This window comes from Streptomyces sp. NBC_01241 (assembly GCF_041435435.1).
Taxonomy (GTDB): Bacteria; Actinomycetota; Actinomycetes; order Streptomycetales; family Streptomycetaceae; genus Streptomyces.
The window spans coordinates 6,462,996-6,483,822 of the sequence record NZ_CP108494.1 but is presented as its reverse complement, the minus strand read 5'-3'; the positions used below and the strand labels follow the sequence as shown (position 1 = coordinate 6,483,822).

Sequence of the window (20,827 nt, the reverse complement as noted above, 5' to 3'; positions counted from 1 at the left end):
GCAGGGGCTACGCGTACGGGCTGTCGGCGCCCGCGGCCGCGGGCTTGAGGACCCGGGCCGGGCAGCAGCCGACCGGGCAGAGGTCATGGCTCGGGCCGAGCGCCCCCAGCGCGCACCGCTGGGCACCACGCCCCTGTTCGGTGGCGGCACGCTCCAGGACCAGGTCGCGCACGGCCGCGGCGAACCGCGGATCGGCGCCCACGGTCGCGGACCTGCGCACCGGAAGCCCGAGCTCGGCGGCCTTCGCGGTGGCCTCCGTGTCGAGGTCGTACAGCACTTCCATGTGGTCCGAGACGAAACCGATGGGGGCCATCACCACCGCGGGCACGCCGTCTCCGTGCAGCGTCTCCAGGTGGTCGCAGATGTCGGGCTCCAGCCACGGGATGTGCGGGGCGCCGCTGCGCGACTGGTAGACGAGCTGCCAGGGGTGCTCGACTCCGGTCTCCTCGCGCACCGCGTCGACGATCAGGCGGGCGACGTCCAGGTGCTCGGCGACATAGGCGCCGCCGTCGCCGTGCTCCGCGACGGGGCCGGAGGTGTCGGCGGCGGAGGTGGGGATGGAGTGCGTGGTGAACGCGAGGTGCGCTGCGGCCCGTACGTCCTCGGGGAGATCGGCCAGGGAGGCGAGGACACCGTCCACCATGGGCCGTACGAAACCGGGATGGTTGAAGTAGTGCCGGAGCTTGTCGACCCGGGGCACGGGCAGGCCCTCGGCCTGCAGCGCGGCCAGTGACTCGGCGAGGTTCTCGCGGTACTGCCGACAGCCCGAGTACGAGGCGTAGGCGCTGGTGGCGAGGACCGCGACGCGGCGGCGCCCGTCCTTGATCATCTCGCGCAGGGTGTCGGTGAGGTACGGCGCCCAGTTGCGGTTGCCCCAGTACACCGGCAGGTCGAGTCCGTGCTCCGCGAAGTCCTTGCGCAGGGCGTCCAGCAGGGCTCTGTTCTGGGCGTTGATCGGGCTGACGCCGCCGAACAGGAAGTAGTGCTCGCCGACCTCCTTCAGCCGCTCCTCGGGGATGCCGCGGCCACGGGTCACGTTCGCCAGGAACGGGACCACGTCGTCCGGGCCTTCGGGGCCGCCGAAGGAAAGTAGCAGCAGGGCGTCGTAGGGAGCGGGGTCGCGCAGATCGGACATGACAGCGATCCTGCCACTCGCCTCGGACAGCGCTCCCACCGACGTCGGTCCCCCGGCCGACCCCCGTGTCGGACCGACCACCCCGACCGTAAGCTGTACCGGCCACATTCACGCATTACAGGCGCGTGCGATCGCGCTGTTCCGGAGCCTTACTTGCCCAGTCCCTACCGCGCGATTTTCGCCGCCCCCGGCACCAAGGGGTTCTCGGCGGCCGGATTCCTCGGCCGGATGCCGCTGTCCATGATGGGCATCGGCGTGGTGACCATGGTTTCGCAGCTCACCGGCCGTTACGGGCTCGCCGGCGCGCTCTCCGCGACGCTGGCGATGTCGGCGGCGGTGATCGGGCCGCAGATCTCCCGGCTCGTCGACCGGCACGGCCAGCGCCGCGTCCTGCGTCCCGCCACCTTCGTCGCGCTGGCGGCGGTGGCCGGTCTGCTGATCTGCGCGCAGCAGCGGCTGCCGGACTGGTCACTCTTCGTCTTCGCGGCGGGCGCGGGCTGCGTCCCCAGCGTGGGTTCGATGATCCGGGCGCGCTGGGCCGAGATCTACCGGGGTTCGCCGCAGCAGCTGCACACCGCGTACTCGTGGGAGTCGATCGTCGACGAGGTGTGCTTCATCTTCGGTCCGATCATTTCGATCGGTCTGTCCACCGCCTGGTTCCCCGAGGCGGGGCCGCTCATCGCGGCCGGGTTCCTGCTGGTCGGCGTCTTCTGGCTGACCGCGCAGCGCGCCACCGAGCCGGTGCCGCATCCGCGCGAGCAGCACACCGGCGGCACCGCGCTGCGCGCCCGGGGCCTCCAGGTGCTCGTGGTGACGTTCGTGGCGACCGGTGCGATCTTCGGGGCGGTCGACGTGGTGACGGTGGCGTTCGCCGAGGAACAGGGCCACAAGGCCGCGGCGAGCCTCGTGCTGGCCGTGTACGCGCTGGGCTCCTGCCTGGCCGGCGCCGTCTTCGGCCTGCTGCGCCTCAAGGGGAAGGCGTCCACCCGGTGGCTGGTGGGCGTGTGCGCGATGGCCGTGAGTATGATCCCCCTCCAACTGGCCGGGAGCCTCCCGTTTCTGGCCGTGGCGCTCTTTGTCGCGGGCCTCGCCATCGCACCGACGATGGTCACCACCATGGCCCTCGTCGAGCAGCACGTACCGCGCACGAAACTGACCGAGGGCATGACCTGGACCAGCACCGGGCTCGCCGTCGGTGTGGCGCTCGGCTCCTCGGCCGCCGGCTGGGTGGTCGACGCCTCGGGAGCCGAGGCGGGGTACGCAGTGCCCGCCGTGGCGGGAGCGCTCGCGGCCGCGGTGGCGTTCCTGGGGTATCGCCGGCTCAGCGGGCCGGTTCCTACGGAAGGGCACGCGGAAGATGACCGACACCGACGCACGGACGACGACGAACGCGTGGCGTAACTGGGCGGGGAATGTCAGCTCCCGCCCGGTACGGTCCGTGTCCCCCGCCTCCGTGGCGGAGCTCGCCGAAGTACTGCGCCGGGCGTCCGAGGACGGCCTGCGGGTGAAGCCGGTCGGCACCGGACACTCCTTCACCGCGACGGCGGCCACCGACGGCGTGCTGGTCCGCCCCGATCTCCTCACCGGCATCCGGGAGATCGACCGCGAGGCGATGACCGTGACCGTCGAGGCCGGTACTCCGCTGAAGCGGCTGAACACCGCCCTGGCACGGGAGGGCCTGTCGCTCACCAACATGGGCGACATCATGGAGCAGACGGTCGCCGGAGCCACCTCGACCGGCACCCACGGCACCGGCCGTGACTCGGCGTCCATATCCGCGCAGATCCGCGCCCTCGAACTGGTCACGGCCGACGGCACGGTGCTGACCTGTTCGGACAAGGAGAACGCCGACATCTTCGCCGTCGCGAGGATCGGGCTCGGCGCCCTGGGTGTCGTCACGGCGATCACCTTCGCCGTGGAACCGGTCTTCCTGCTGACGGCCCGTGAGGAACCGATGAGCTTCGACCGGGTCACGGCCGGCTTCGACGAGTTGGTCGCCGACAACGAGCACTTCGAGTTCTACTGGTTCCCGCACACCGGCAACTGCAACACCAAGCGCAACAACCGCAGCGCGGGCCCCGCCGCTCCGCCCGGGAAGGTCAGCGGCTGGATCGAGGACGAGCTCCTCTCCAACGGGATCTTCCAGGTGGCGTGTTCGCTGGGCCGGGCGGTCCCCGCCACCATTCCGTCGATCGCCAAGCTCTCCAGTCGCGCCCTGTCCGCCCGTACGTACACCGACATCCCGTACAAGGTCTTCACGAGCCCGCGCCGGGTCCGTTTCGTGGAGATGGAGTACGCGCTGCCGCGCGAGGCCGCTGTGGAGGCGCTGCGCGAGGTCAAGGCGATGGTGGAGCGTTCACCGCTGCGGATCAGCTTCCCGGTGGAGGTGCGTACCGCCCCCGCGGACGACATCGCGCTCTCCACGGCCTCGGGCCGGGAGAGCGCGTACATCGCCGTCCATCTGTACAAGGGCACGCCGTACCAGGCTTACTTCACGGCCGTCGAACGGATCATGACCGCCCACGCGGGCCGCCCGCACTGGGGCAAGGTCAACACCCGCGACGCCGAGTACCTCGCCGGGGTGTACCCGCGGTTCGGCGAGTTCACCGCCGTACGCGACCGGCTCGACCCGGACCGGCTTTTCGGCAACGACTATCTGCGCCGGGTGCTGGGCGACTGAGCGGCGCGGCCGTTCACTGTCCGGTGCCCGTGCCCGTGGTGGCGCGGTCGCCCTGCAGCGGGGCGTCGCCCGCGCCCGTGGGGTTCGGAGCGGCGGTGCCGCCGTCGCCGGGCACAACTGGGGACGGCGTGGCCGCCGGGGACGGGTTCGTCTGTCCGGTGTTGCCGGACGGCGTGGGGCTGGGCGTCGGATCCGCGGGGGAACGGTCGCCCTGACCGGAGTCCGGGCTCCGACTCTGCCCGCCCTGCGAGTCCGTACCGGGTGTCGCGCCGCTCTCCTGGTCCGGGCTCCGCTCCTGGCCGGGGCCGGGGTCGGTGCCGGTCGCCGGTGCCGGGTCGTGCGATCCGGCGCCCCGCTCCCCGCGTACGACGGAGCCGACGGTGGTTCCCTGACCGCCGCTCAGACCATTGCCGGAGACCAGCTCGAACGTGGTGATCCCGGCCATCGTCACGGCGAAGACCACGGCCGCCCCGAGCGCCGACCGCTTCCAGCCGCGGATCCGGGTGCCGTGGGTGGTGGCTTCGGAGAACTCCTCGTCCGGCTCCGGACGGACCGGGTCGAGCGACCGCGTCCCGTCGAGCGGCCTCAGCAGCCGCGTACGGTCCGGATCGTCCGCCACTTTGCGCAGTACGGTCGTGGCGTCCGTCCCACCGCGCATGGTCGCGGCGTCCACAGCGCGCATCATCGTGGTCGCGTCCATGGCTCCGTCGGGCATTCCGGCCGGCGGTCGTCGCACCCCGTACACCGCATGCGGGTCGCTCGCCCCACGCGTCTGCACGGTCACCTCACGGCCCGGCTGCTTGGCCTGGACCGTCACCTCGCGGATCTGTTCCCCGGTACGGCGGAAAAAGTGCTGGAAGAGCGAACCGCCGCAGGTGGCGACGACGCTCATGACTCCGGCGCCGAGGATCGTTCCGTACACGCCCAGCTGAGAGGCCGCCACCGCTGCCGCAACCGCCGCCACGGCGCTGCCCGCCACCTGAGGCAGACTCAGATCTATACGCCTTTCCTTGGGTTCTATGTCACTTTCCGGCTTCTGCACCATTTCCAGCCCTTGATTGACATCTCTCCCACCATGCAACAGGAAGGGACATGTGAGCGAAGTGAATAGTTCCGCTTCGGGAGATTCTGTGAAGCAGGACACGCACGCAGGCGCTGCACGCCCTGCCGGGCGACTCGGCTCCCACGCCTCACGAGAAGTTCGGCGGCGCGGCGGTCCACCCACATGGCCCGAATGGAGTACTGTGGCGAGCCCTGGGGCCGGACTCCCACGTGGGTGTCCGGAATCTTCGGGAGGGGGCCGAAGGAGGCACTCGATCCGGCGGCGCCACGTCATTGCACGGGGACTGGCTACACGAGGTGACCATCGGTCACTTCGTGTTGCACAATAGGTCACCGTGTCATACCGGCGATCAAGGGCTCACGCCCGACACGCCGGGCAACACGGCAATGTTGTGGCAGGCTGCACCCGGGCAGGCCACACTCGACTAGCGGAAGCAGCGACGCACGTGACGTCGGCAGGCACCACCCGGGAGGTCCCCATGCCCGAACTGCGTGTCGTGGCCGTCTCCAACGACGGCACACGACTGGTGCTCAAGGCTGCGGACAGCACGGAGTACACGCTTCCGATCGACGAGCGGCTGCGAGCCGCCGTGCGCAACGACCGCGCGCGGCTCGGCCAGATCGAGATCGAGGTGGAGAGCCATCTCCGCCCCCGCGACATCCAGGCCCGGATACGAGCCGGCGCCTCCGCGGAGGAGGTCGCCCAGTTCGCCGGGATTCCGGTCGACCGTGTCCGCCGCTTCGAGGGCCCCGTGCTCGCGGAGCGCGCCTTCATGGCCGAGCGGGCCCGGAAGACTCCCGTGCGCCGTCCCGGCGAGAACACCGGCCCCCAGCTCGGCGAGGCGGTGCAGGAGCGGCTGCTGCTGCGCGGCGCCGACAAGGAGACCGTCCAGTGGGATTCGTGGCGCCGTGACGACGGCACCTGGGAGGTCCTGCTCGTCTACCGGGTCGCGGGCGAGCCTCACTCGGCGAGCTGGACGTACGACGCGCCGCGCCGGCTGGTCCAGGCCGTGGACGACGAGGCCCGGTCGCTGATCGGCGAGACCGACGACGTCGCCGCGCCCGAGCCGAGCTTCCCGTTCGTGCCCCGGATCGCCCGGCTGCCCCGCGACCGGCCGCTGGACCGCGCCCTGGACCGCCAGATGGAGCGCCCCACAGCCCCGGTGCCCGAGCCGGACGAGCACATCGGCGGCATCTCGGCCAGTGAGCGCGATTCGCTGACCAGCCTGTTGGAGGCGGTGCCCAGCTTCCGCGGCGACATGGTGGTGCCGGAGCGTCCCACGCAGCCCGAGCCGCCCGCCATCGAGCCCGCCGCGCAGGAACCGGAGGCCGACGAGCCGCCGGCCGCGGCGGCCTCCGCCGGTGCCGGTTCCGCCTATGCGGACGTGCTCATGCCGCGGGCGGTGGCCGGTCATCGCGACCGGCTGACCGGGACGACGGACCGCCAGGCCGAGGCGGACGGCGTCCGGCCGGGCCGCCGGGCCGCCGTACCGAGCTGGGACGAGATCGTCTTCGGTACGCGCCGGAAGAAACAGGACTGAGGCGGGGTGACCGCAGCATGACGAGGGCCCGTACGCCGTTGCGTACGGGCCCTCGTGCCGTCTGCGCCCGGTGCGCCGGGGGCGCCGCTCTTCGCGCCGCGTGCGCCCCGTGCGACCGGATCCCGTTACGGCGGTTCCGGTCGCGGTGGCCGGTGCCGGCTCTGTTACTGCGGGTCGGGGCCCTTGGCCACCGGGCGGGACTCGTCGGCGGACCACTCGGACCAGGAGCCCGCGTACAGCGCCGCGGGGATCCCCGCGACGGCCAGGGCCAGCACCTCGTGGGCGCCGGAGACACCGGAGCCGCAGTAGACGCCGACCTCCGGCGCCCGGTCCGCGCCGAGGCCCTTGAAACGGGCCGCCAACGACGGCGCGGGCAGGAACCGGCCGTCGTCCCCCGTGTTCTCGGAGGTCGGCGCCGACACGGCGCCCGGGATATGGCCGCCCACCCGGTCGATCGGCTCCACATCGCCCCGGTAGCGCTCCGCGGCCCGCGCGTCGAGCAGCAGACCGGAGCGGGCCAGCGCCGCCGCCCCGTCCGCGTCCAGCAACGGCAGCGCACCGGGGACCGGCCGGAAGTCGCCCTCGGCCGGCGTCGGGACGTCCGTTTCGAGGTCCCCCTGCCAGGCCGCGAGACCGCCGTCGAGGACCCGGACGTCCGCATGCCCCGTCCAGCGCAACAGCCACCACGCGCGGGCCGCCGCCCAGCCCTGGCCACCGTCGTACACGACCACCGGAGTGTCCCGAAAGACACCGGCCCGGCGCATCACCGCACCGAATTCCTCCGGGTCGGGCAGCGGGTGACGGCCGCCGCTGCCTGCCGGACCGGCGAGTTCCGCGTCCAGGTCGACAAAGACCGCACCGGGGATGTGCCCGGCCTCGTAGTCGGGGCGGCCGTGCGGGCCGCCCAGCTGCCAACGTACGTCCAGGAGCACCGGCGGACGTGGCCCCGCCGACTCGCTCACGCATTCGGATGCGGTGATGATGGGCTTCATGGGTGCCATCCTCGCGCAGGAGCCTGCCCACTCGTAACAGCACCCAGGCGGACGTTCCACACCAAATCGGTCCACCGCCGTCGAGATCCCGGAAAGTACGGCGCGGCCGGGGCACCTGGTGCGCCGGGTGGTGCAAACATCTCCACGGGGCGTTCACATCCTGTGCCGCATGGCGGCACACCGGCCCCGTTCCCCCCCCGTACGGCCACCACGATGGTCCGAGGAGAGAGTGACGATGACGGAGGCTGCAGCCCGACGCATGCCCGGAACACCTTGCTGGGTGAGTCTGCTCGTGCACGGCCTGAGCACGACCCAGGACTTCTACGCCCGGCTGTTCGGTTGGGAGTTCGTGCCCGGACCGGACCAGCTGGGTCCGTATGTACGTGCGCTGATCGACGGGAAAGTGGTCGCGGGCATCGGGCAGTTGCCGCCCGATCGCCATCTGCCGGTCGCCTGGACGACCTATCTGGCCACCGACGACACCGACGCCACGGCGGAAGTGATCCGTTCCTGCGGTGGCACGGTCGCCGTCGGGCCGCTCGACTCGGGTGATGCGGGTGAGGCGGGCCGGCTCGCCATCGCTTCCGACCCCAGCGGCGCGGTCTTCGGAATCTGGCAGGCCGCCGCGCACGTCGGTACGGCGTTCGCGGGCACCCATGGCACACCGGTCTGGAACGAGTTGGTGACCCGCGAGACGTCGATGGTCTGCAAGTTCTACCAGACGGTTTTCGGCTACGAGGCGGAGGCAATCGTCTCGGCCGACTTCGACTACCAGACCCTTCGTCTGCACGGCCGTCCGGTGGCCTCGCTGCACGGTGTCGGCCGCGCCCTGCCACGCGACCGCGGCCCGCACTGGATGACGTACTTCGAGGTCGACGACACCGACGAGGCAACGCATCGTGTGGTGGATTTCGGCGGATACATCCTGCAACCGCCCCGGGAGGGGGCGAACGGCCGGGTGGCGACCGTGGCGGACCCGGAGGGCGCGGTGTTCACGATCGTACGGTCGGCCGCTCGCTGAGCCACCGGGCCGCGGGGCGGGTCAGCCGGTCCGGAGCCGTTCCACGTGCCGGTGGGCGGGGCCGGCCAGCCGGGTGTGCAGCTCGTCGAAGAGCTCGGACGCCTCGGTTCCGCTCCACTCGGCCGGTAGCAGTTCACGCGGGACACCGGGGTCGAGGTAGACGAGCCGGCGCCAGTCGGTGAGGACCCTGATGTACGTCGTGAACGCCTCGCGGTCCGTCAGCGGGCTGCCACCGGCGATCCGCTCGGCCGCCGGACGGTGTGCCGCAAGGAATGCGACGTACAGCCGCTGCAGTCGGACGGTGTCCCACCAGGAGCGCACCTTCGCGGGCAGGCCCCCGTCCCCGCCCCCGGCCACGGAGAGATAGTCGGCCCGGAAGAGGTCGGCGTACGAGCGCAGCCCGTGCCGGGCCAGCATGTCCTCCGCCTCGCCGTGCACATGTCCCGGCGCGATCCACACACCGGCGGACACGGAACCGAAACCGAGCCGGGTCAGCTGGGTGCGCAGGGTGTGCCGCTTGGCGCGTTCGGACTCGGGTACGGAGAAGACGACCAGCACCCAGCCCTCGTCCACGGTGGCCCTTCGGGCCGCGAAGATGCGCGGATCGCCGTCGCGCAGAATGCGCTCGGTCTCGGGCGAGATCCGGTACCCGGCCGCTCCGGACACCGATTCGGCTTCGAGCAGTCCGGCGCGCTTCAGCCGCGAGACCGAGGACCGTACGGTCGGCGCCTCGACGCCGAGGTCGGCGAGCAGCTGGATCAGCGAGGCCACGGACATCCAGCCGCCGGTGTCGCGCGCGTACAGCCCGTAGACCGTCACGATCAGCTGCCGCGGCTGCACCTTGCCCAGTGAGCCCGGTTCGGACTCGGCCTCTGTTCCGCTCACCGTGTTCACAGCGTCATCCTAAGCATCCGTGCCGGACGCCCGGAGGGACGGGTTCAGGCGGAGGTGACGGGCAGCACGTCCGGCGAGAGGGAGCCCGCGCGGGCGCTCGCGCTGGTCGTCCTGCGCTGGTGGTGGCGTCGGCAGAGCACCTCGTAACCAACCTCGTCCGCCTGCTGGTTGACGTCCCCGACCACCACCTGGGCGCCTTCGACGACCATCTCGCCGCCGACCGTACGGGCGTTGTGCGTGGCCCGTGCCCCGCACCAGCAGAGGGCTTCGACCTGGAGGGACTCGACCCGGTCGGCCAGTTCGATCAGCCGCTGGGATCCGGGGAACAGCTTGGTCCGGAAGTCGGTGGTGATACCGAACGCGAAGACGTCCATGCCCAGGTCGTCGACGACCCGGGCGAGCTGGTCGATCTGGACGGGAGCCATGAACTGCGCCTCGTCCACGATCACGTAGTCCGCCCGGCCGCCCCGGCTTATGTGGTCGACGAGGTGCGCGTACAGATCCATGCCCTCGTCGGCCTCGACGGCCTCGGTGACCAGCCCCAGACGCGAGGAGAGCTTGCCCTCCCCCGCCCGGTCGTCACGGGTGAAGATCACGCCCTGCAGGCCACGGGCCGAACGGTTGTGGCCGATCTGCAGCGCCAGCGTGCTCTTTCCGCAGTCCATCGTTCCGGAGAAGAACACAAGCTCGGGCATGAGGGGCTGAGCACCTTTCGGGCGGGGCGAAGCAGTCCAGGGGAGACTGAGGCGGGGAAAACGCGGCTACGAGCGTACTTCGAGCAGGGGGACGAGCTGCTCGACGGGGGTCATCGAGCCGTGCATGCCCACCATCGCGGACTCGTGCGGCTCATTGACCGAGGCGGTGATCACTACGTCGTCGTGGGCGGCGGCGACGACATCGCCGATCCTGCCGTGTACGCGTTCATCGATCTTCGGGCCGAACCAGCCGGCCGCGATCGCTTCGTCCCGGCTCGCCACCCAGAACTGCTCGCCGAGCACTTCCCGCCAGACGGTCAGCACATCGCTCTCGGCGCCCGGGACCGCGTACACATGACGGGCCCGGCCCTCGCCGCCGAGCAGGGCGACGCCCGCGCGCAGCTCCCAGTCCTCGTCGAAGTCGATCCGGGACTGCTCGTCGAAGGGGATGTCGATCATGCCGTGATCGGCGGTGATGTACAGCGCCGAGCGGGGCGGGAGCTGCTCGGCCAGGCGCCGGGCCAGGCCGTCCACGTACATCAGCTGCCCGCGCCAGGCGTCGGAGTCGACACCGAAGCGGTGACCCTTCCCGTCGACCTCGCTGTAGTACGTGTAGACGAGCGACCGGTCACCCGCGGCAAGCCGCTCGGCGGCGACGTCCATCCGCTCCTCGCCGGAGAGCCGCCCGAGGAACGAGCCCCCGCTGAGTGCGACCTTGGTGAGCGGGGTCTGCTCGAAGGCGGGGGCGGAGACCTGGGCGGTGCGCACCCCCGCGGCGTCGGCGAGCGTGAAGACGGTGGGGTACGGCTGCCAGGCCTTCGGCGGCGTCCAGGGCTGCCAGCGCAGCTGGTTCATCAGCTCGCCGGTCTCCGGATTGCGCGCGGTGTAGCCGGGAAGGCCGTGCTCCCCCGGCGGAAGTCCGGTACCGACCGAGGCGAGTGACGTCGCGGTGGTGGCCGGGAAGCCCGCCGTAACCGGGCGGCCGGTGCCGCCGCGCGAGGTGGGGAGCAGGGAGTGCAGAAACGGTGCCTCGTCCGGGTGGGCCTTGATCTGCTCCCAGCCGAGGCCGTCGATCAGGAACACGCAGTTCCGGTCGGCGGGGGTGAGTTCGGGGATCGTCGCGGTGAAGCCGGGCACGCCCTGTCCGGCGGCGAGCGTGGGCAGCAGATCGGCGAGCGAGCCGCTGCCGTACTCGGGAACGGGTGCGGTGTCGACGGGGAGGAGGACGGGGTCCTGCCAGGCCGGCTGAACCATCAGCGGCCGGACGCCGCGGTCACGGCCGTGGCCTCGGAGAGGGACTGCGCGAAGGCGAGGGTCTGGCGCACGGTGTCCGGGCCGTCACCGGCCTCACTGACCCGCAGGCTCAGGTCGTCGGCGGTGGAACTGCCGGTGTAGCCGTGGTCGGCCTCGCAGTTGGGGTCGCCGCAGGCGGCCGGCTCCAGGTCGATACGGGAGACCGCGCCCCAGCCGATGGTGAGGACGACCTCGCGGGGCAGCGTGCCCGGTACGTACTTCTCCGGGTTGGCGACGACGCGGCTGACCACGACCGACGAGATCCGGTCGAGCTTGACCGACTCCGTGGAGGTGGTGGCGTACGGCGTCGGGGAGCTGGTGTCCGCGTTCTGCTCGTCGGTGTGGCTGACGATGAAGCGGGTGTCGGTCAGGACCAGGACCGTGACGTGGCGGCGCACCTCGTTGGAGTCGAAGGTGGTCTCCTGGTGCACCAGGTACGAAGCGACCGGCTCACCGCCCACGGCGGCCTCCACCGCCTCGGCCACGAGGGCCGGGTAGTAGCCACTGCGCTCGATCGCCGCGCGCAGCCCCTGGGTCGTCGTACCGGTCTTAGCCATGAGGACCATCCTACGGGGGGCGGATGACTGCCGGGAACGATGTCCGGCAGGGCGACCGGGGCTCGCGCGCCGGAGGGACCTGTGCTTTCGGGCTCGTCCGACGGCCGGGGACGAATCGGTGCCGTCCGGTCGGTGGCCGGTCAGTAGTTGGGGAGGCGGCGGGGGCCGAGGTCGGTGCGGGCCGGGGGCGGCGAGAGCCGGACGCTCGCGCCGAGAACGGTCAGCCCCTGCGGGGCGACCACGACCGGTTCCAGGGCGATGGAGACCACCTCGGGGTGGTCGTCGACCAGCCGGGACACCCGCAGCAGCAGCTCTTCGAGCGCCGCGGTGTCCACGGGCGCCGCGCCCCGCCAGCCGAACAGCACCGGAGCCGCCCGGATGGACCGGATCAGCTCCGCGGCGTCGCGATCGGTGGCCGGAACGAGGCGGTGGGCGGTGTCGCCGAGGAGTTCGGAGGGCGCGCCCGCGAGCCCGAAGGAGAGGACGGCGCCCGCCGCCGGGTCGATCGTGGCCCGCACGACGGTGTCGACGCCGCGCGGCGCCATGGCCTGGACGACCGGCCGGAGTTCGGCGGGCTTGCCGAGCAGGTCGGTCAGTTCGCCGTAGGCCCGGCGCAGCGCGCTCTCGTTGGCGAGGTCCAGCCGCACGCCGCCGAGGTCGGCGCGGTGGCGCAGATGGGGTGCGGTGGTCTTGAGCGCCACGGGGTAGCCGAGCCGTGCCGCCGCGGCGACGGCGGCTTCGGGGTCGGGGGCCGCAAGCGTCGGTCGTACGGTGATGCCGTAGCGGCCCAGGAGTTCGCGCGCCTCGTCGTGCGCGAGCGGCCTGCCCCTCGGGTCGGGGTCCGGGCCGAGCAGGGTGTCGATCAGGTCGGCGGCGCCCTGTTCGTCGATGGTGTCGTCGAGGAACTCGGGCACCTTGCCGGGCGCGGCGGCCTGTCGTCGCCACTGCGCGTACCGGACCGCTTCGGCCAGGGCGCGCACGGCCCGCTCGGCGGCGGGGTAGGCGGGGATCCGGCCGGTACGGGGGCGGGAGCCGGGGGCGGGTTCGGCGCGGTCCTTGCTGTCCGTGCCCGTGGTTGCGGTGACCGCGCCGCTGCCGGGGGTGGAAGCGGTGTGCGCCGGGGCGGGGCCGGGCACTGAAGGGGTGTGCGCCGGTGCGGAGCCGGTCGCGGTGGCGGCGGCTCCGGCGCGCGGGGACGTCGCGGCCGCGGAGGGCTGCTTCGAAGGGCGCGGCTGCGCGACCGTGCTGGTGGCCGCGGCGAGAGCCTCGGCCAGGCCGCCGATCTCCACGTGCACGACGGCCACCGGCTTGGCGGGACCGGCGGTCGCGGCCGCGTGCAGGGCGGTCGCCAGTACCTCTCCGTCGCCCGGTTCCGCCTCGCCGTCCTCGCCCACCCACGGGATCGCCGTCACGATCACGGAGTCGCAGCCGTCATCGGCGAGGGCCTCGGCCAGGGCGTCCCGGAAGTCCTGCGGGGTCGCGGCGGTGGTGAGGTCGAGGGGCCGGCGCGGGCGGAGCCCCTCGGCCAGGCAGGCGTCGTACGTGAGCAGACCGAGCGACTCGGAGTTGCCGAGGATCGCGACCCGTGGGCCCGCGGGGAGCGGCTGGTCGGCGAGGAGGAGGCCCGCATCGACCATCTCCGTCACCGTGTCGACGCGGATGACGCCCGCCTGCCGCATGAGCGCCGAGACCGTCGCGTCCGGGATCCGGCTGACCGGCACCGCATGGCCGGGTGGCGTGGAGCCGCTGTGCCGGGCGCCCTTCACGACGACCACGGGCTTCACGGCCGCGGTGCGCCGGGCGAGGCGGGTGAACTTGCGGGGGTTGCCGAGCGATTCGAGGTACAGCAGGGCGACATCCGTGTCCGGGTCCTCGTACCAGTACTGCAGGAAGTCGTTGCCCGAGATGTCGGCGCGGTTGCCCGCGGAGATGAAGGTGGAGAGGCCGGCGCCGCGCCGGTAGAGCCCGGAGAGCAGCGCGATACCGATCGCTCCGGACTGGGTGAAGAGGCCGATGCGTCCGGGAGCGGGCGGCTCGGGGGCGAGGGAGGCGTTCAGCCGGACGGCCTCGGCGTTGTTGATGACGCCGAAGGCGTTCGGTCCGATGATCCGCATCCCGTACGAGCGCGCCTGGCGGACCAGTTCACGCTGTCGCTCCCTGCCCTCGGCGCCCCATTCGGCATATCCGGCGGAGAGGACGACCAGCCCCTGGACACCGTGCTCGCCGCAGTCGGCGACGGCCTCGGGAACGCGGTCGGCGGGGACGGCGACGACCGCGAGGTCGACCGGTTCGTCGATCTCGCCGATCGAACGGTGGGCGGGCACCCCGTCGATCGTGCCCTGGTCGGCGGCGAAGGAGCGGTTCACGGCGTACGTACGACCGGTGAATCCGGCCCCGAGAAGATTGCGCAGGACGGTGCGGCCGACCCCTCCGGGAGTGCGGCCGGCGCCGATGACGGCGACGGAACCGGGCGCGAGCAGCCGTTGCACGGAACGCGCCTCGGCCCGCTGCTCACGGGCGCGCTGGACGGCGAGGGACTCGGCGGTGGGTTCGAGGTCCAGGGTGAGGTGGACGGAGCCCTCTTCGAAGCTGCGCTGCTGGGTGTATCCGGCATCCCGGAACACCTTGATCATCTTGGTGTTGGCGGGCAGCACCTCGGCCGCGAAACGGCGGATGCCGCGCTCGCGGGCGACGGCGGCGATGTGTTCGAGGAGCGTCGAGGCCACCCCCCGGCCCTGGTGCGCGTCCTGGACGAGGAAGGCGACCTCGGCCTCGTCGGCGGGCGCGGAGGCGGGCCTGCCCCGCTCGTCGATCCGGTCGTAGCGGACGGTCGCGATGAACTCGCCGCCGACCGTGACCGCGAGCCCCACCCGGTCGACGTAGTCGTGATGGGTGAAGCGGTGCACGTCCCGGTCGGACAGACGGGGGTACGGAGCGAAGAAGCGGTAGTACTTCGACTCGTCGGAGACCTGCTCGTAAAAGCTGACCAGCCGTTCGGCGTCGTCCGTGGTGATGGGCCGGATCCGCGCGGTTCCGCCGTCGCGGAGGACCACGTCCGCTTCCCAGTGGTCGGGATACGCGTGCTGCGGACTCTGCTGCGACGAGGGCTGCATGGGCAAAGACTACGGCTCCGTCAGCGGTCGCGTAGGTCCCGGGGCCGGGGCAGTCTGAGGGGGCCGAACGGCGGTAAAGCACGGGCTGCGGGCCTGCCGCGGGTCGGCCTGGAGCATCGCGCACTGCGTGAGAGACTGGTCTAGACAACTGTTGAATTCTGAAGGGCAGAACCATGGCTGAGCGCCGCGTCAACGTCGGATGGGCCGAGGGCCTGCACGCCCGCCCCGCTTCCATCTTCGTCCGTGCCGCCACGGCCTCCGGCGTCCCCGTGACGATCGCCAAGGCGGATGGCAACCCGGTGAACGCCGCCTCGATGCTCGCGGTGCTCGGTCTCGGCGCGCACGGCGGCGAGGAGATCGTGCTCGCATCCGAGGCCGACGATTCGGAAGCCGCCCTGGACCGTCTGGCGAAGCTGGTCGCCGAGGGGCTCGATGAGCTGCCGGAGACCGTCTGACCCGTTTTCTACGAAAGAGCCGCGACCCCTTGACCGGGTCCGCGGCTCTTTCGCTTTCTCGGGCGAAACTTCGTGAAAAATGAAGAGCGAAGATAATTCGGACAGCCCGAAGGAAGCCGCACGGAATGACAACTCTTTGTATACGGCGTAATTATTAATGCCGGATGCCCGTGGTGTTTACGGGATGTTGCGAAGCCCTCACCCGGCCGGTGCGTGAGGCCGGGAGCCGGCGGTCCGGCCGGTGCGTGGGACCGTGGGCCGGCGGTCCGGCCGGTCGACGCGGCGCAGCCGGTGCGCGGCCGCGGCCCGTTCGGCGTGCTGGGCGGTCAGCGCCCTGGCCCGTTCCGCGTCACCGCGCGCCACCGCGTCCACGACGGCTCCGTGCTCGGCCCAGGAATCCGCCGGGCAGGCCGGCTGCTCGACCGCGTACATCCAGGCGATCTTGTGCCGGAGCTGGGTGAGCAGCGCGATCAGGCCGGGACTGCCGGAGGCCTGCACCAACGTCTCGTGGAACCAGCCGCCCAGCGGGCGCAGATCCTCCCCCTCGCCCCGCCTGGCCCGCTCCTGGCCGAGCCGGACCAGACCGCGCAGCACCTTCAGATGCGCCTCGGTGCGGCGCTGCGCGGCGCGCGCGGCGGCCAGCGGCTCCAGCAGCATCCGGACCTCCAGCAGGTCGGCGGCCTCCTGTCGGGTCGGCTCGGCCACGCACGCGCCCGCGTGCCGCCGGGTGACCACGAAGCCCTCGGACTCCAGGGTGCGCAGCGCTTCCCGTACCGGGACGCGGGAGACCCCGTATCGACGCGCCAACGACTCCTCTGTGAGCCGGCTGCCGCGTTCGAAGACACCGGAGACGATGTCGTCACGGATTGCCGTGCATACCGCATGCGCGGGAATGCGCATGTCCGAACCTCCGCCTTAATCCCCGCGAAACGCGGCCGGCCGACGCCTGTTCTGCGACCCTATTGCAGTGCGGTCGAATTTCCGATGCCGGGTGGAAATTCATGAATATCTTTTGGCCACGGAGCGACTCGGCGGGCATGTACTGCAGGCGGGCACCACGGGCAGACACAGAGGCCAGGCACGGCGAAGGCCGGGCACAGGGAAGGCCGGGCACAGCGAAGGCCCCGGTGTGTGCCGGGGCCTTCGAAGAGGTGCTGCAGGTGGGACGGGCGGCTTCGGTCAGACGTTGACGCCGTGGGCGCGCAGGTAGGCGACGGGGTTCATGTCGGAGCCGTACGACGGCGTCGTCCGGGCCTCGAAGTGGAGGTGCGGGCCCGTGGAGTTGCCGGTCGAGCCGGAGAGCCCGATCCGCTCGCCCGCGCCGACGCTCTGGCCGACGGAGACGCCGATCGAGGAGAGGTGGCCGTACTGCGTGTACGTGCCGTCCGTCATCCGGAGCACGATGTTGTTGCCGTACGCGCCGCCCCAGCCGGCCTCGACGACCGTACCGGCACCGACGGCGACGACAGAACTGCCGGACGCGGCGTGGAAGTCGATGCCCGAGTGGCTGCCGGACGACCAGAGCGAGCCACTGGACTTGTAGCCGGTGGTGACGTACGAACCTGCGACCGGGAGCCGGAAGGCGCCCAGGCGGGTGCGCTCGGCGGACCGGGCGGCACGCGCCTTCTCCGCCCGCGCCTCGGCCGCGCGCTTCGCTTCGGCCTCGGCCTCCGCCTTCTCCTTCGCCGCGGCATCGGCCTGGTGCTGCTGTGCGGCGGCCTGGGCCTCTATCTGGTCGGCGAGGGCGCTGTCGATGCCGATGACCTGGTTCAGGCCGGTCTCGCCGACGGAGGTGACCCCGGTGTCCGCTGCGAGGGCCGGAGAGGCCGCGCCGCCGATGACGCCGGTGGTGGCCAGGGCCGCGACGCCGGCGATCTTCGCGCTCCTGCGCGTCAGTCGACTCGGGGCACGATGCTTCCCGGTGGCACGGGTGAACGCCATGAAGTGGCTGGTCCTTTCCTTCCTTCTCGCCTACCGGGTTAGCTGACGGGTTCGGAGCAGGAAGGTCTCCTACGGACTACTCGGCCTCGGTGAGGCTCAGGCATCCGATTCACCCCAGGGACTTCGTGGGTCCCCGGCTCCCCAGGCTCGCGCCTGACGGGGACTCGGCGATGACTGTCCGGTACGTCGCGGATGCGGCATACGAGTGACGGACAGCCCGGCCGACGCTAAGCGGGGTCACTTTCATTCACCAAACGGACAGGCTGTTTTGTAGCGCATCCCACAGGGCAGACAGGCAACCTCTCCACCAGAACGGACAAAAAGGAATACCCCGGCGAGATCTCACTCACAGGGGTATTCCTCTTGTCCCGGTATGCAGACATGCGACGGGTTGGTGGACCGGGCGACCGGTGGGCCGTCACAGGTGACCCGTCACAAGCGAACTGTCGCGGCCTGACGGGCCGGCCATCCCGTCAGGCCGCCTCCCGCGCCCGCGACAGGTACGCCCGTCAGCCGGTGACCACCGACACCTCTCCGATGTCCAGCGCCCGGACCGGTTCCTCGATCTGCGCCGCGTCACCGACGAGGACCGTGACCAGCCGGTCGCCCGGGAAGGCGTTGACCACCGCCGCGGTCGCCTCGACCGTGCCGGTCTCCGCGAGCCGGGCGTACAGGTGTGCCTGGTAGTCGTCCGGGAGGTGCTGCTCGACCTGGTCTGCGAGGGTGCCGGCGACGGAGGCCGCCATCTCGAACTTCAGCGGTGCGACACCGACGAGGTTCTGCACGGCCGTCTCGCGCTCCTCGTCGGTCAGCCCCTCAGCGGCCAGGGCCCGCAGGACCGTCCACAGGTCCTTCAGGGCCGGTCCGGTGGACTCCGTGTCGACGGATCCGCTGATGGCGAGCATCGCGGCACCCGTCGCCCCCGAGGCGGAATCCGGGGCCGACGAGCGCAGCACCTGGGCGAAGGCCCGCACGCCGTACGTGTAGCCCTTCTCCTCGCGCAGCACCCGGTCCAGCCGGGACGTGAGCGTGCCGCCCAGGCAGTACGTGCCGAGCACCTGAGCCGGCCATACGCTGTCGTGCCGGTCGGGGCCGATCCGGCCGATCAGCAGCTGCGTCTGCACCGCGCCCGGACGGTCGACGATCACCACCCGACCGCTGTCGTCCGCGGTGATCGGCGGGGCGGGGCGGGGCTCGGCGGTGTCGCCCGCCCAGTCGCCGAGGGTGTCGGCGAGCAGGGCGTCCAGGTCGATGCCGGTGAGGTCACCGACGACCACGGCGGTTGCCGTGGACGGCCTGACGTGGGCGTCGAAGAAGGCACGCACGGCCGACGAGTCGATCCGCTCCACCGTCTCCTCGGTGCCCTGGCGTGGGCGCGACATGCGCGCCGTGGCCGGGAAGAGCTCCTTGGAGAGCTGCTTGGCGGCGCGGCGGGCCGGGTTGGCCTGCTCGTGCGGGATCTCGTCGAGCCGGTTGCGTACCAGCCGCTCGACCTCGCTGTCGGCGAAGGCGGGCGCCCGCAGCGCCTCGGCGACCAGCGCGAGCGCCTTGGCCAGTCGGGAGGCCGGGACCTCCAGGGAGACCCGGATGCCGGGGTGGTCGGCGTGCGCGTCGAGGGTGGCGCCGCAGCGCTCCAGCTCGGCGGCGAACTCCTCGGCCGTGTGCTTGTCGGTGCCCTCGGAGAGCGCCCGCGCCATGATCGTGGCCACGCCGTCGAGGCCCTCGGGCTCGGCGTCCAACGGGGCGTCCAGGACGATCTCGACCGCCACGACCTGCTGGCCGGGACGTTGGCAGCGCAGCACCGTGAGGCCATTGGGCAGGGCGCCGCGCTCCGGTGCGGGGAAGGCCCACGGGCGGGCGACGCCGGGGGCCGGCTGCGGGTGGAACTGCATCGAAACTCCAGTCGCGGCAGCGTCGGTCACTTGTCCGCTCCTTCGTGCGCGTCGGTATCGTCGGCTTCGGTCTCATCGGTGTCCGGTGATTCCGCGGGCTCGGCCGATTCGGCCGGTTCGTAGACCAGCACCGCCCGGTTGTCGGGGCGCAGCTGGGCCTTGGCGACCGCCTGGACCTCTTCAGCGGTGACATCGAGCACCCGCTGTACGGCGGTCAGGGCGAGCTGCGGGTCGTCGAACAGCACGGCGAACCGGCAGAGTTCGTCGGCGCGGCCCGCCACCGTACCGAGCCGGTCCAGCCACTCGCGCTCCAACTGGGCCTGCGCACGCTCCATTTCCTCGGGCGTGGGGCCTTCGGCGGCGAACCGGGCGAGCTCCTCGTCGACAGCGGCCTCGATCTGCGGCACCTCGACGCCGCCGGACGTCTTGACGTCCAGCCAGCCGAGGGAGGGCGCACCGGCCAGCCGGAGCAGCCCGAACCCGGCCGCCACGGCCGTACGGTCACGGCGGACCAGACGGTTGTGCAGCCGCGACGACTCGCCGCCGCCGAGCACGGTGAGCGCGAGGTCCGCCGCGTCGCACTCGCGGGCGCCGTCGGGCGGCAGCCGGTAGGCGGCCATCAGCGCCCGTGCCGGGACCTCCTCGTGCACCTCTTCACGCAGCTGCTCGCCGATGATCTCGGGGAGCGTGCCGTCCCGGGGCGGCTGCTTGCCGTCGTGGGACGGGATGGAGCCGAAGTACTTCTCGATCCAGGCGAGCGTCTGCTCGGGGTCGATGTCACCGACGACCGAAAGCACCGCGTTGTTGGGCGCGTAATACGTACGGAAGAAGGTGCGCGCGTCTTCCAGGGTCGCGGCGTCCAGGTCCGCCATCGAGCCGATCGGCGTGTGGTGGTACGGGTGGCCCTCTGGGTAGACCAGGGCCGTCAGCTTCTCGAACGCCGTGCCGTAGGGGACGTTGTCGTAGCGCTGGCGGCGCTCGTTCTTGACGACGTCGCGCTGGTTCTCCATGGACTCCTCGTCGAGCGCGGCGAGCAGCGAGCCCATCCGGTCCGCCTCGAGCCAGAGGGCCAGCTCCAACTGGTGCGTGGGCATCGTCTCGAAGTAGTTGGTGCGCTCGAAGCTGGTGGTCCCGTTGAGCGAACCGCCGGCCCCCTGCACCAGCTCGAAGTGTCCGTTCCCCTTCACCTGGCCGGAGCCCTGGAACATCAGGTGCTCGAAGAGGTGAGCCAGACCGGTGCGTCCCTTGACCTCGTGGCGCGAACCGACGTCGTACCAGAGGCAGACCGCGGCGACCGGGGTCAAATGGTCCTCGGAGAGCACCACGCGCAGGCCGTTGGCCAGACGGTGCTCGGTCGCTGTCAAGCCGCCGGAGCCGGCCTGGGCTGTGGCCGTGTGACCCATGGGCATGTACGTCCCTTCGATCGCGATAATGGAATTCCTGCGAGACCTGCCACTGTAAGCAAGCGCGCAGACACCTGGCGAAGTTCCCATACCGCGGAAGTTCGCGTGAAAGAGGGGCGCATCCCCGCGGGACGGGGCGTGAAACCCCTCGGC

The 20,827-nt window shown here is 71.6% G+C and carries 17 protein-coding genes and 1 riboswitch; of the genes, 5 read left to right on the top strand and 12 right to left on the bottom strand.

Annotation, left to right across the window (positions count from 1 at the left end):
• Positions 1 to 7: 7 nt before the first annotated feature.
• Entirely contained in the window at positions 8 to 1,135 is a 1,128-nt protein-coding gene (locus tag OG306_RS29145; protein WP_327258676.1) for a ferrochelatase, read from the bottom strand.
• 153 nt (positions 1,136 to 1,288) lie between these two features.
• On the opposite strand from OG306_RS29145, the gene OG306_RS29140 reads away from it, so the two are divergent.
• Positions 1,289 to 2,536: an MFS transporter gene (locus tag OG306_RS29140; RefSeq protein WP_266749188.1), complete on the top strand. Its 1,248-nt coding sequence runs from the start codon at positions 1,289 to 1,291 to the stop codon at positions 2,534 to 2,536.
• Complete coding sequence (locus OG306_RS29135) at positions 2,493 to 3,815, top strand: D-arabinono-1,4-lactone oxidase (protein ID WP_266749187.1); 1,323 nt, start codon at positions 2,493 to 2,495, stop codon at positions 3,813 to 3,815. Before OG306_RS29140 ends, OG306_RS29135 begins: the two co-directional genes overlap by 44 nt.
• Before the next feature lie 13 nt (positions 3,816 to 3,828).
• Here OG306_RS29135 and OG306_RS29130 read toward each other — a convergent pair whose 3' ends face one another.
• The gene (locus OG306_RS29130) at positions 3,829 to 4,860 is read right to left on the bottom strand and encodes a hypothetical protein (RefSeq protein ID WP_371665709.1); all 1,032 of its coding nucleotides are present in this window, start codon (positions 4,858 to 4,860) and stop codon (positions 3,829 to 3,831) included.
• Between the two features lie 496 nt (positions 4,861 to 5,356).
• Here OG306_RS29130 and sepH point away from each other — a divergent pair, with 496 nt between their 5' ends.
• On the top strand, positions 5,357 to 6,418 hold the full coding sequence (sepH, locus tag OG306_RS29125; RefSeq protein WP_266749184.1) for a septation protein SepH: 1,062 nt from the start codon (positions 5,357 to 5,359) through the stop codon (positions 6,416 to 6,418).
• Between the two features lie 164 nt (positions 6,419 to 6,582).
• Here sepH and OG306_RS29120 read toward each other — a convergent pair whose 3' ends face one another.
• Positions 6,583 to 7,410, bottom strand: a complete 828-nt coding sequence (locus tag OG306_RS29120; RefSeq protein ID WP_266749182.1) for a sulfurtransferase — start codon at positions 7,408 to 7,410, stop codon at positions 6,583 to 6,585.
• A 235-nt stretch (positions 7,411 to 7,645) separates the two neighbouring features.
• On the opposite strand from OG306_RS29120, the gene OG306_RS29115 reads away from it, so the two are divergent.
• Complete coding sequence (locus OG306_RS29115) at positions 7,646 to 8,431, top strand: VOC family protein (RefSeq protein ID WP_266749181.1); 786 nt, start codon at positions 7,646 to 7,648, stop codon at positions 8,429 to 8,431.
• Between the two features lie 21 nt (positions 8,432 to 8,452).
• Here OG306_RS29115 and OG306_RS29110 read toward each other — a convergent pair whose 3' ends face one another.
• From OG306_RS29110 to OG306_RS29090, 5 genes are all read right to left on the bottom strand, one after another.
• On the bottom strand, positions 8,453 to 9,325 hold the full coding sequence (locus OG306_RS29110) for a PaaX family transcriptional regulator (protein ID WP_266905196.1): 873 nt from the start codon (positions 9,323 to 9,325) through the stop codon (positions 8,453 to 8,455).
• A gap of 44 nt (positions 9,326 to 9,369) precedes the next feature.
• On the bottom strand, positions 9,370 to 10,020 hold the full coding sequence (locus OG306_RS29105) for a thymidine kinase (RefSeq protein WP_266749178.1): 651 nt from the start codon (positions 10,018 to 10,020) through the stop codon (positions 9,370 to 9,372).
• Positions 10,021 to 10,086: 66 nt separating this feature from the next.
• The gene (locus OG306_RS29100; protein WP_266749177.1) at positions 10,087 to 11,274 is read right to left on the bottom strand and encodes an alkaline phosphatase family protein; all 1,188 of its coding nucleotides are present in this window, start codon (positions 11,272 to 11,274) and stop codon (positions 10,087 to 10,089) included.
• Positions 11,274 to 11,870, bottom strand: coding sequence for a DUF5998 family protein (locus tag OG306_RS29095; protein ID WP_266749175.1), 597 nt, complete (start codon positions 11,868 to 11,870; stop codon positions 11,274 to 11,276). Before OG306_RS29095 ends, OG306_RS29100 begins: the two co-directional genes overlap by 1 nt.
• Positions 11,871 to 12,010: 140 nt before the next feature.
• A complete protein-coding gene (locus tag OG306_RS29090) occupies positions 12,011 to 14,983 on the bottom strand; it encodes a GNAT family N-acetyltransferase (protein ID WP_266905198.1) in 2,973 nt (990 codons plus the stop codon).
• Between the two features lie 173 nt (positions 14,984 to 15,156).
• Here OG306_RS29090 and OG306_RS29085 point away from each other — a divergent pair, with 173 nt between their 5' ends.
• Positions 15,157 to 15,438 carry an HPr family phosphocarrier protein gene (locus OG306_RS29085; protein ID WP_266749172.1) on the top strand — a complete coding sequence of 94 codons (282 nt, stop codon included), beginning with the start codon at positions 15,157 to 15,159 and terminating at the stop codon, positions 15,436 to 15,438.
• Positions 15,439 to 15,636: 198 nt separating this feature from the next.
• On the opposite strand, the gene OG306_RS29080 is transcribed toward OG306_RS29085, so the two are convergent.
• The 4 genes from OG306_RS29080 to OG306_RS29065 all read right to left on the bottom strand — a co-directional run bounded on the left by OG306_RS29080 (position 15,637) and on the right by OG306_RS29065 (position 20,680).
• On the bottom strand, positions 15,637 to 16,338 hold the full coding sequence (locus tag OG306_RS29080) for a GntR family transcriptional regulator (protein ID WP_266749170.1): 702 nt from the start codon (positions 16,336 to 16,338) through the stop codon (positions 15,637 to 15,639).
• A gap of 279 nt (positions 16,339 to 16,617) precedes the next feature.
• Complete coding sequence (locus OG306_RS29075) at positions 16,618 to 17,379, bottom strand: M23 family metallopeptidase (RefSeq protein WP_266749169.1); 762 nt, start codon at positions 17,377 to 17,379, stop codon at positions 16,618 to 16,620.
• A 12-nt stretch (positions 17,380 to 17,391) separates the two neighbouring features.
• Positions 17,392 to 17,559, bottom strand: a riboswitch (cyclic di-AMP (ydaO/yuaA leader).
• Positions 17,560 to 17,888: 329 nt separating this feature from the next.
• A complete protein-coding gene (locus OG306_RS29070; protein WP_266907580.1) occupies positions 17,889 to 19,271 on the bottom strand; it encodes a M16 family metallopeptidase in 1,383 nt (460 codons plus the stop codon).
• A 26-nt stretch (positions 19,272 to 19,297) separates the two neighbouring features.
• Positions 19,298 to 20,680: a M16 family metallopeptidase gene (locus OG306_RS29065; RefSeq protein ID WP_266749167.1), complete on the bottom strand. Its 1,383-nt coding sequence runs from the start codon at positions 20,678 to 20,680 to the stop codon at positions 19,298 to 19,300.
• Positions 20,681 to 20,827: the final 147 nt, after the last annotated feature.

Excerpts from the sequence above, each read along its gene's own strand:
- OG306_RS29145 (WP_327258676.1), bottom strand. The coding sequence starts at position 1,135 with ATGTCCGATCTGCGCGACCCCGCTCCCTACGACGCCCTGCTGCTACTT.
- OG306_RS29135 (WP_266749187.1), top strand. The coding sequence starts at position 2,493 with ATGACCGACACCGACGCACGGACGACGACGAACGCGTGGCGTAACTGG.
- OG306_RS29130 (WP_371665709.1), bottom strand. The coding sequence starts at position 4,860 with ATGGTGCAGAAGCCGGAAAGTGACATAGAACCCAAGGAAAGGCGTATA.
- sepH (WP_266749184.1), top strand. The coding sequence starts at position 5,357 with ATGCCCGAACTGCGTGTCGTGGCCGTCTCCAACGACGGCACACGACTG.
- OG306_RS29120 (WP_266749182.1), bottom strand. The coding sequence starts at position 7,410 with ATGAAGCCCATCATCACCGCATCCGAATGCGTGAGCGAGTCGGCGGGG.
- OG306_RS29115 (WP_266749181.1), top strand. The coding sequence starts at position 7,646 with ATGACGGAGGCTGCAGCCCGACGCATGCCCGGAACACCTTGCTGGGTG.
- OG306_RS29105 (WP_266749178.1), bottom strand. The coding sequence starts at position 10,020 with ATGCCCGAGCTTGTGTTCTTCTCCGGAACGATGGACTGCGGAAAGAGC.
- OG306_RS29100 (WP_266749177.1), bottom strand. The coding sequence starts at position 11,274 with ATGGTTCAGCCGGCCTGGCAGGACCCCGTCCTCCTCCCCGTCGACACC.
- OG306_RS29095 (WP_266749175.1), bottom strand. The coding sequence starts at position 11,870 with ATGGCTAAGACCGGTACGACGACCCAGGGGCTGCGCGCGGCGATCGAG.
- OG306_RS29090 (WP_266905198.1), bottom strand. The coding sequence starts at position 14,983 with ATGCAGCCCTCGTCGCAGCAGAGTCCGCAGCACGCGTATCCCGACCAC.
- OG306_RS29085 (WP_266749172.1), top strand. The coding sequence starts at position 15,157 with ATGGCTGAGCGCCGCGTCAACGTCGGATGGGCCGAGGGCCTGCACGCC.
- OG306_RS29080 (WP_266749170.1), bottom strand. The coding sequence starts at position 16,338 with ATGCGCATTCCCGCGCATGCGGTATGCACGGCAATCCGTGACGACATC.
- OG306_RS29075 (WP_266749169.1), bottom strand. The coding sequence starts at position 17,379 with ATGGCGTTCACCCGTGCCACCGGGAAGCATCGTGCCCCGAGTCGACTG.
- OG306_RS29070 (WP_266907580.1), bottom strand. The coding sequence starts at position 19,271 with ATGCAGTTCCACCCGCAGCCGGCCCCCGGCGTCGCCCGCCCGTGGGCC.
- OG306_RS29065 (WP_266749167.1), bottom strand. The coding sequence starts at position 20,680 with ATGCCCATGGGTCACACGGCCACAGCCCAGGCCGGCTCCGGCGGCTTG.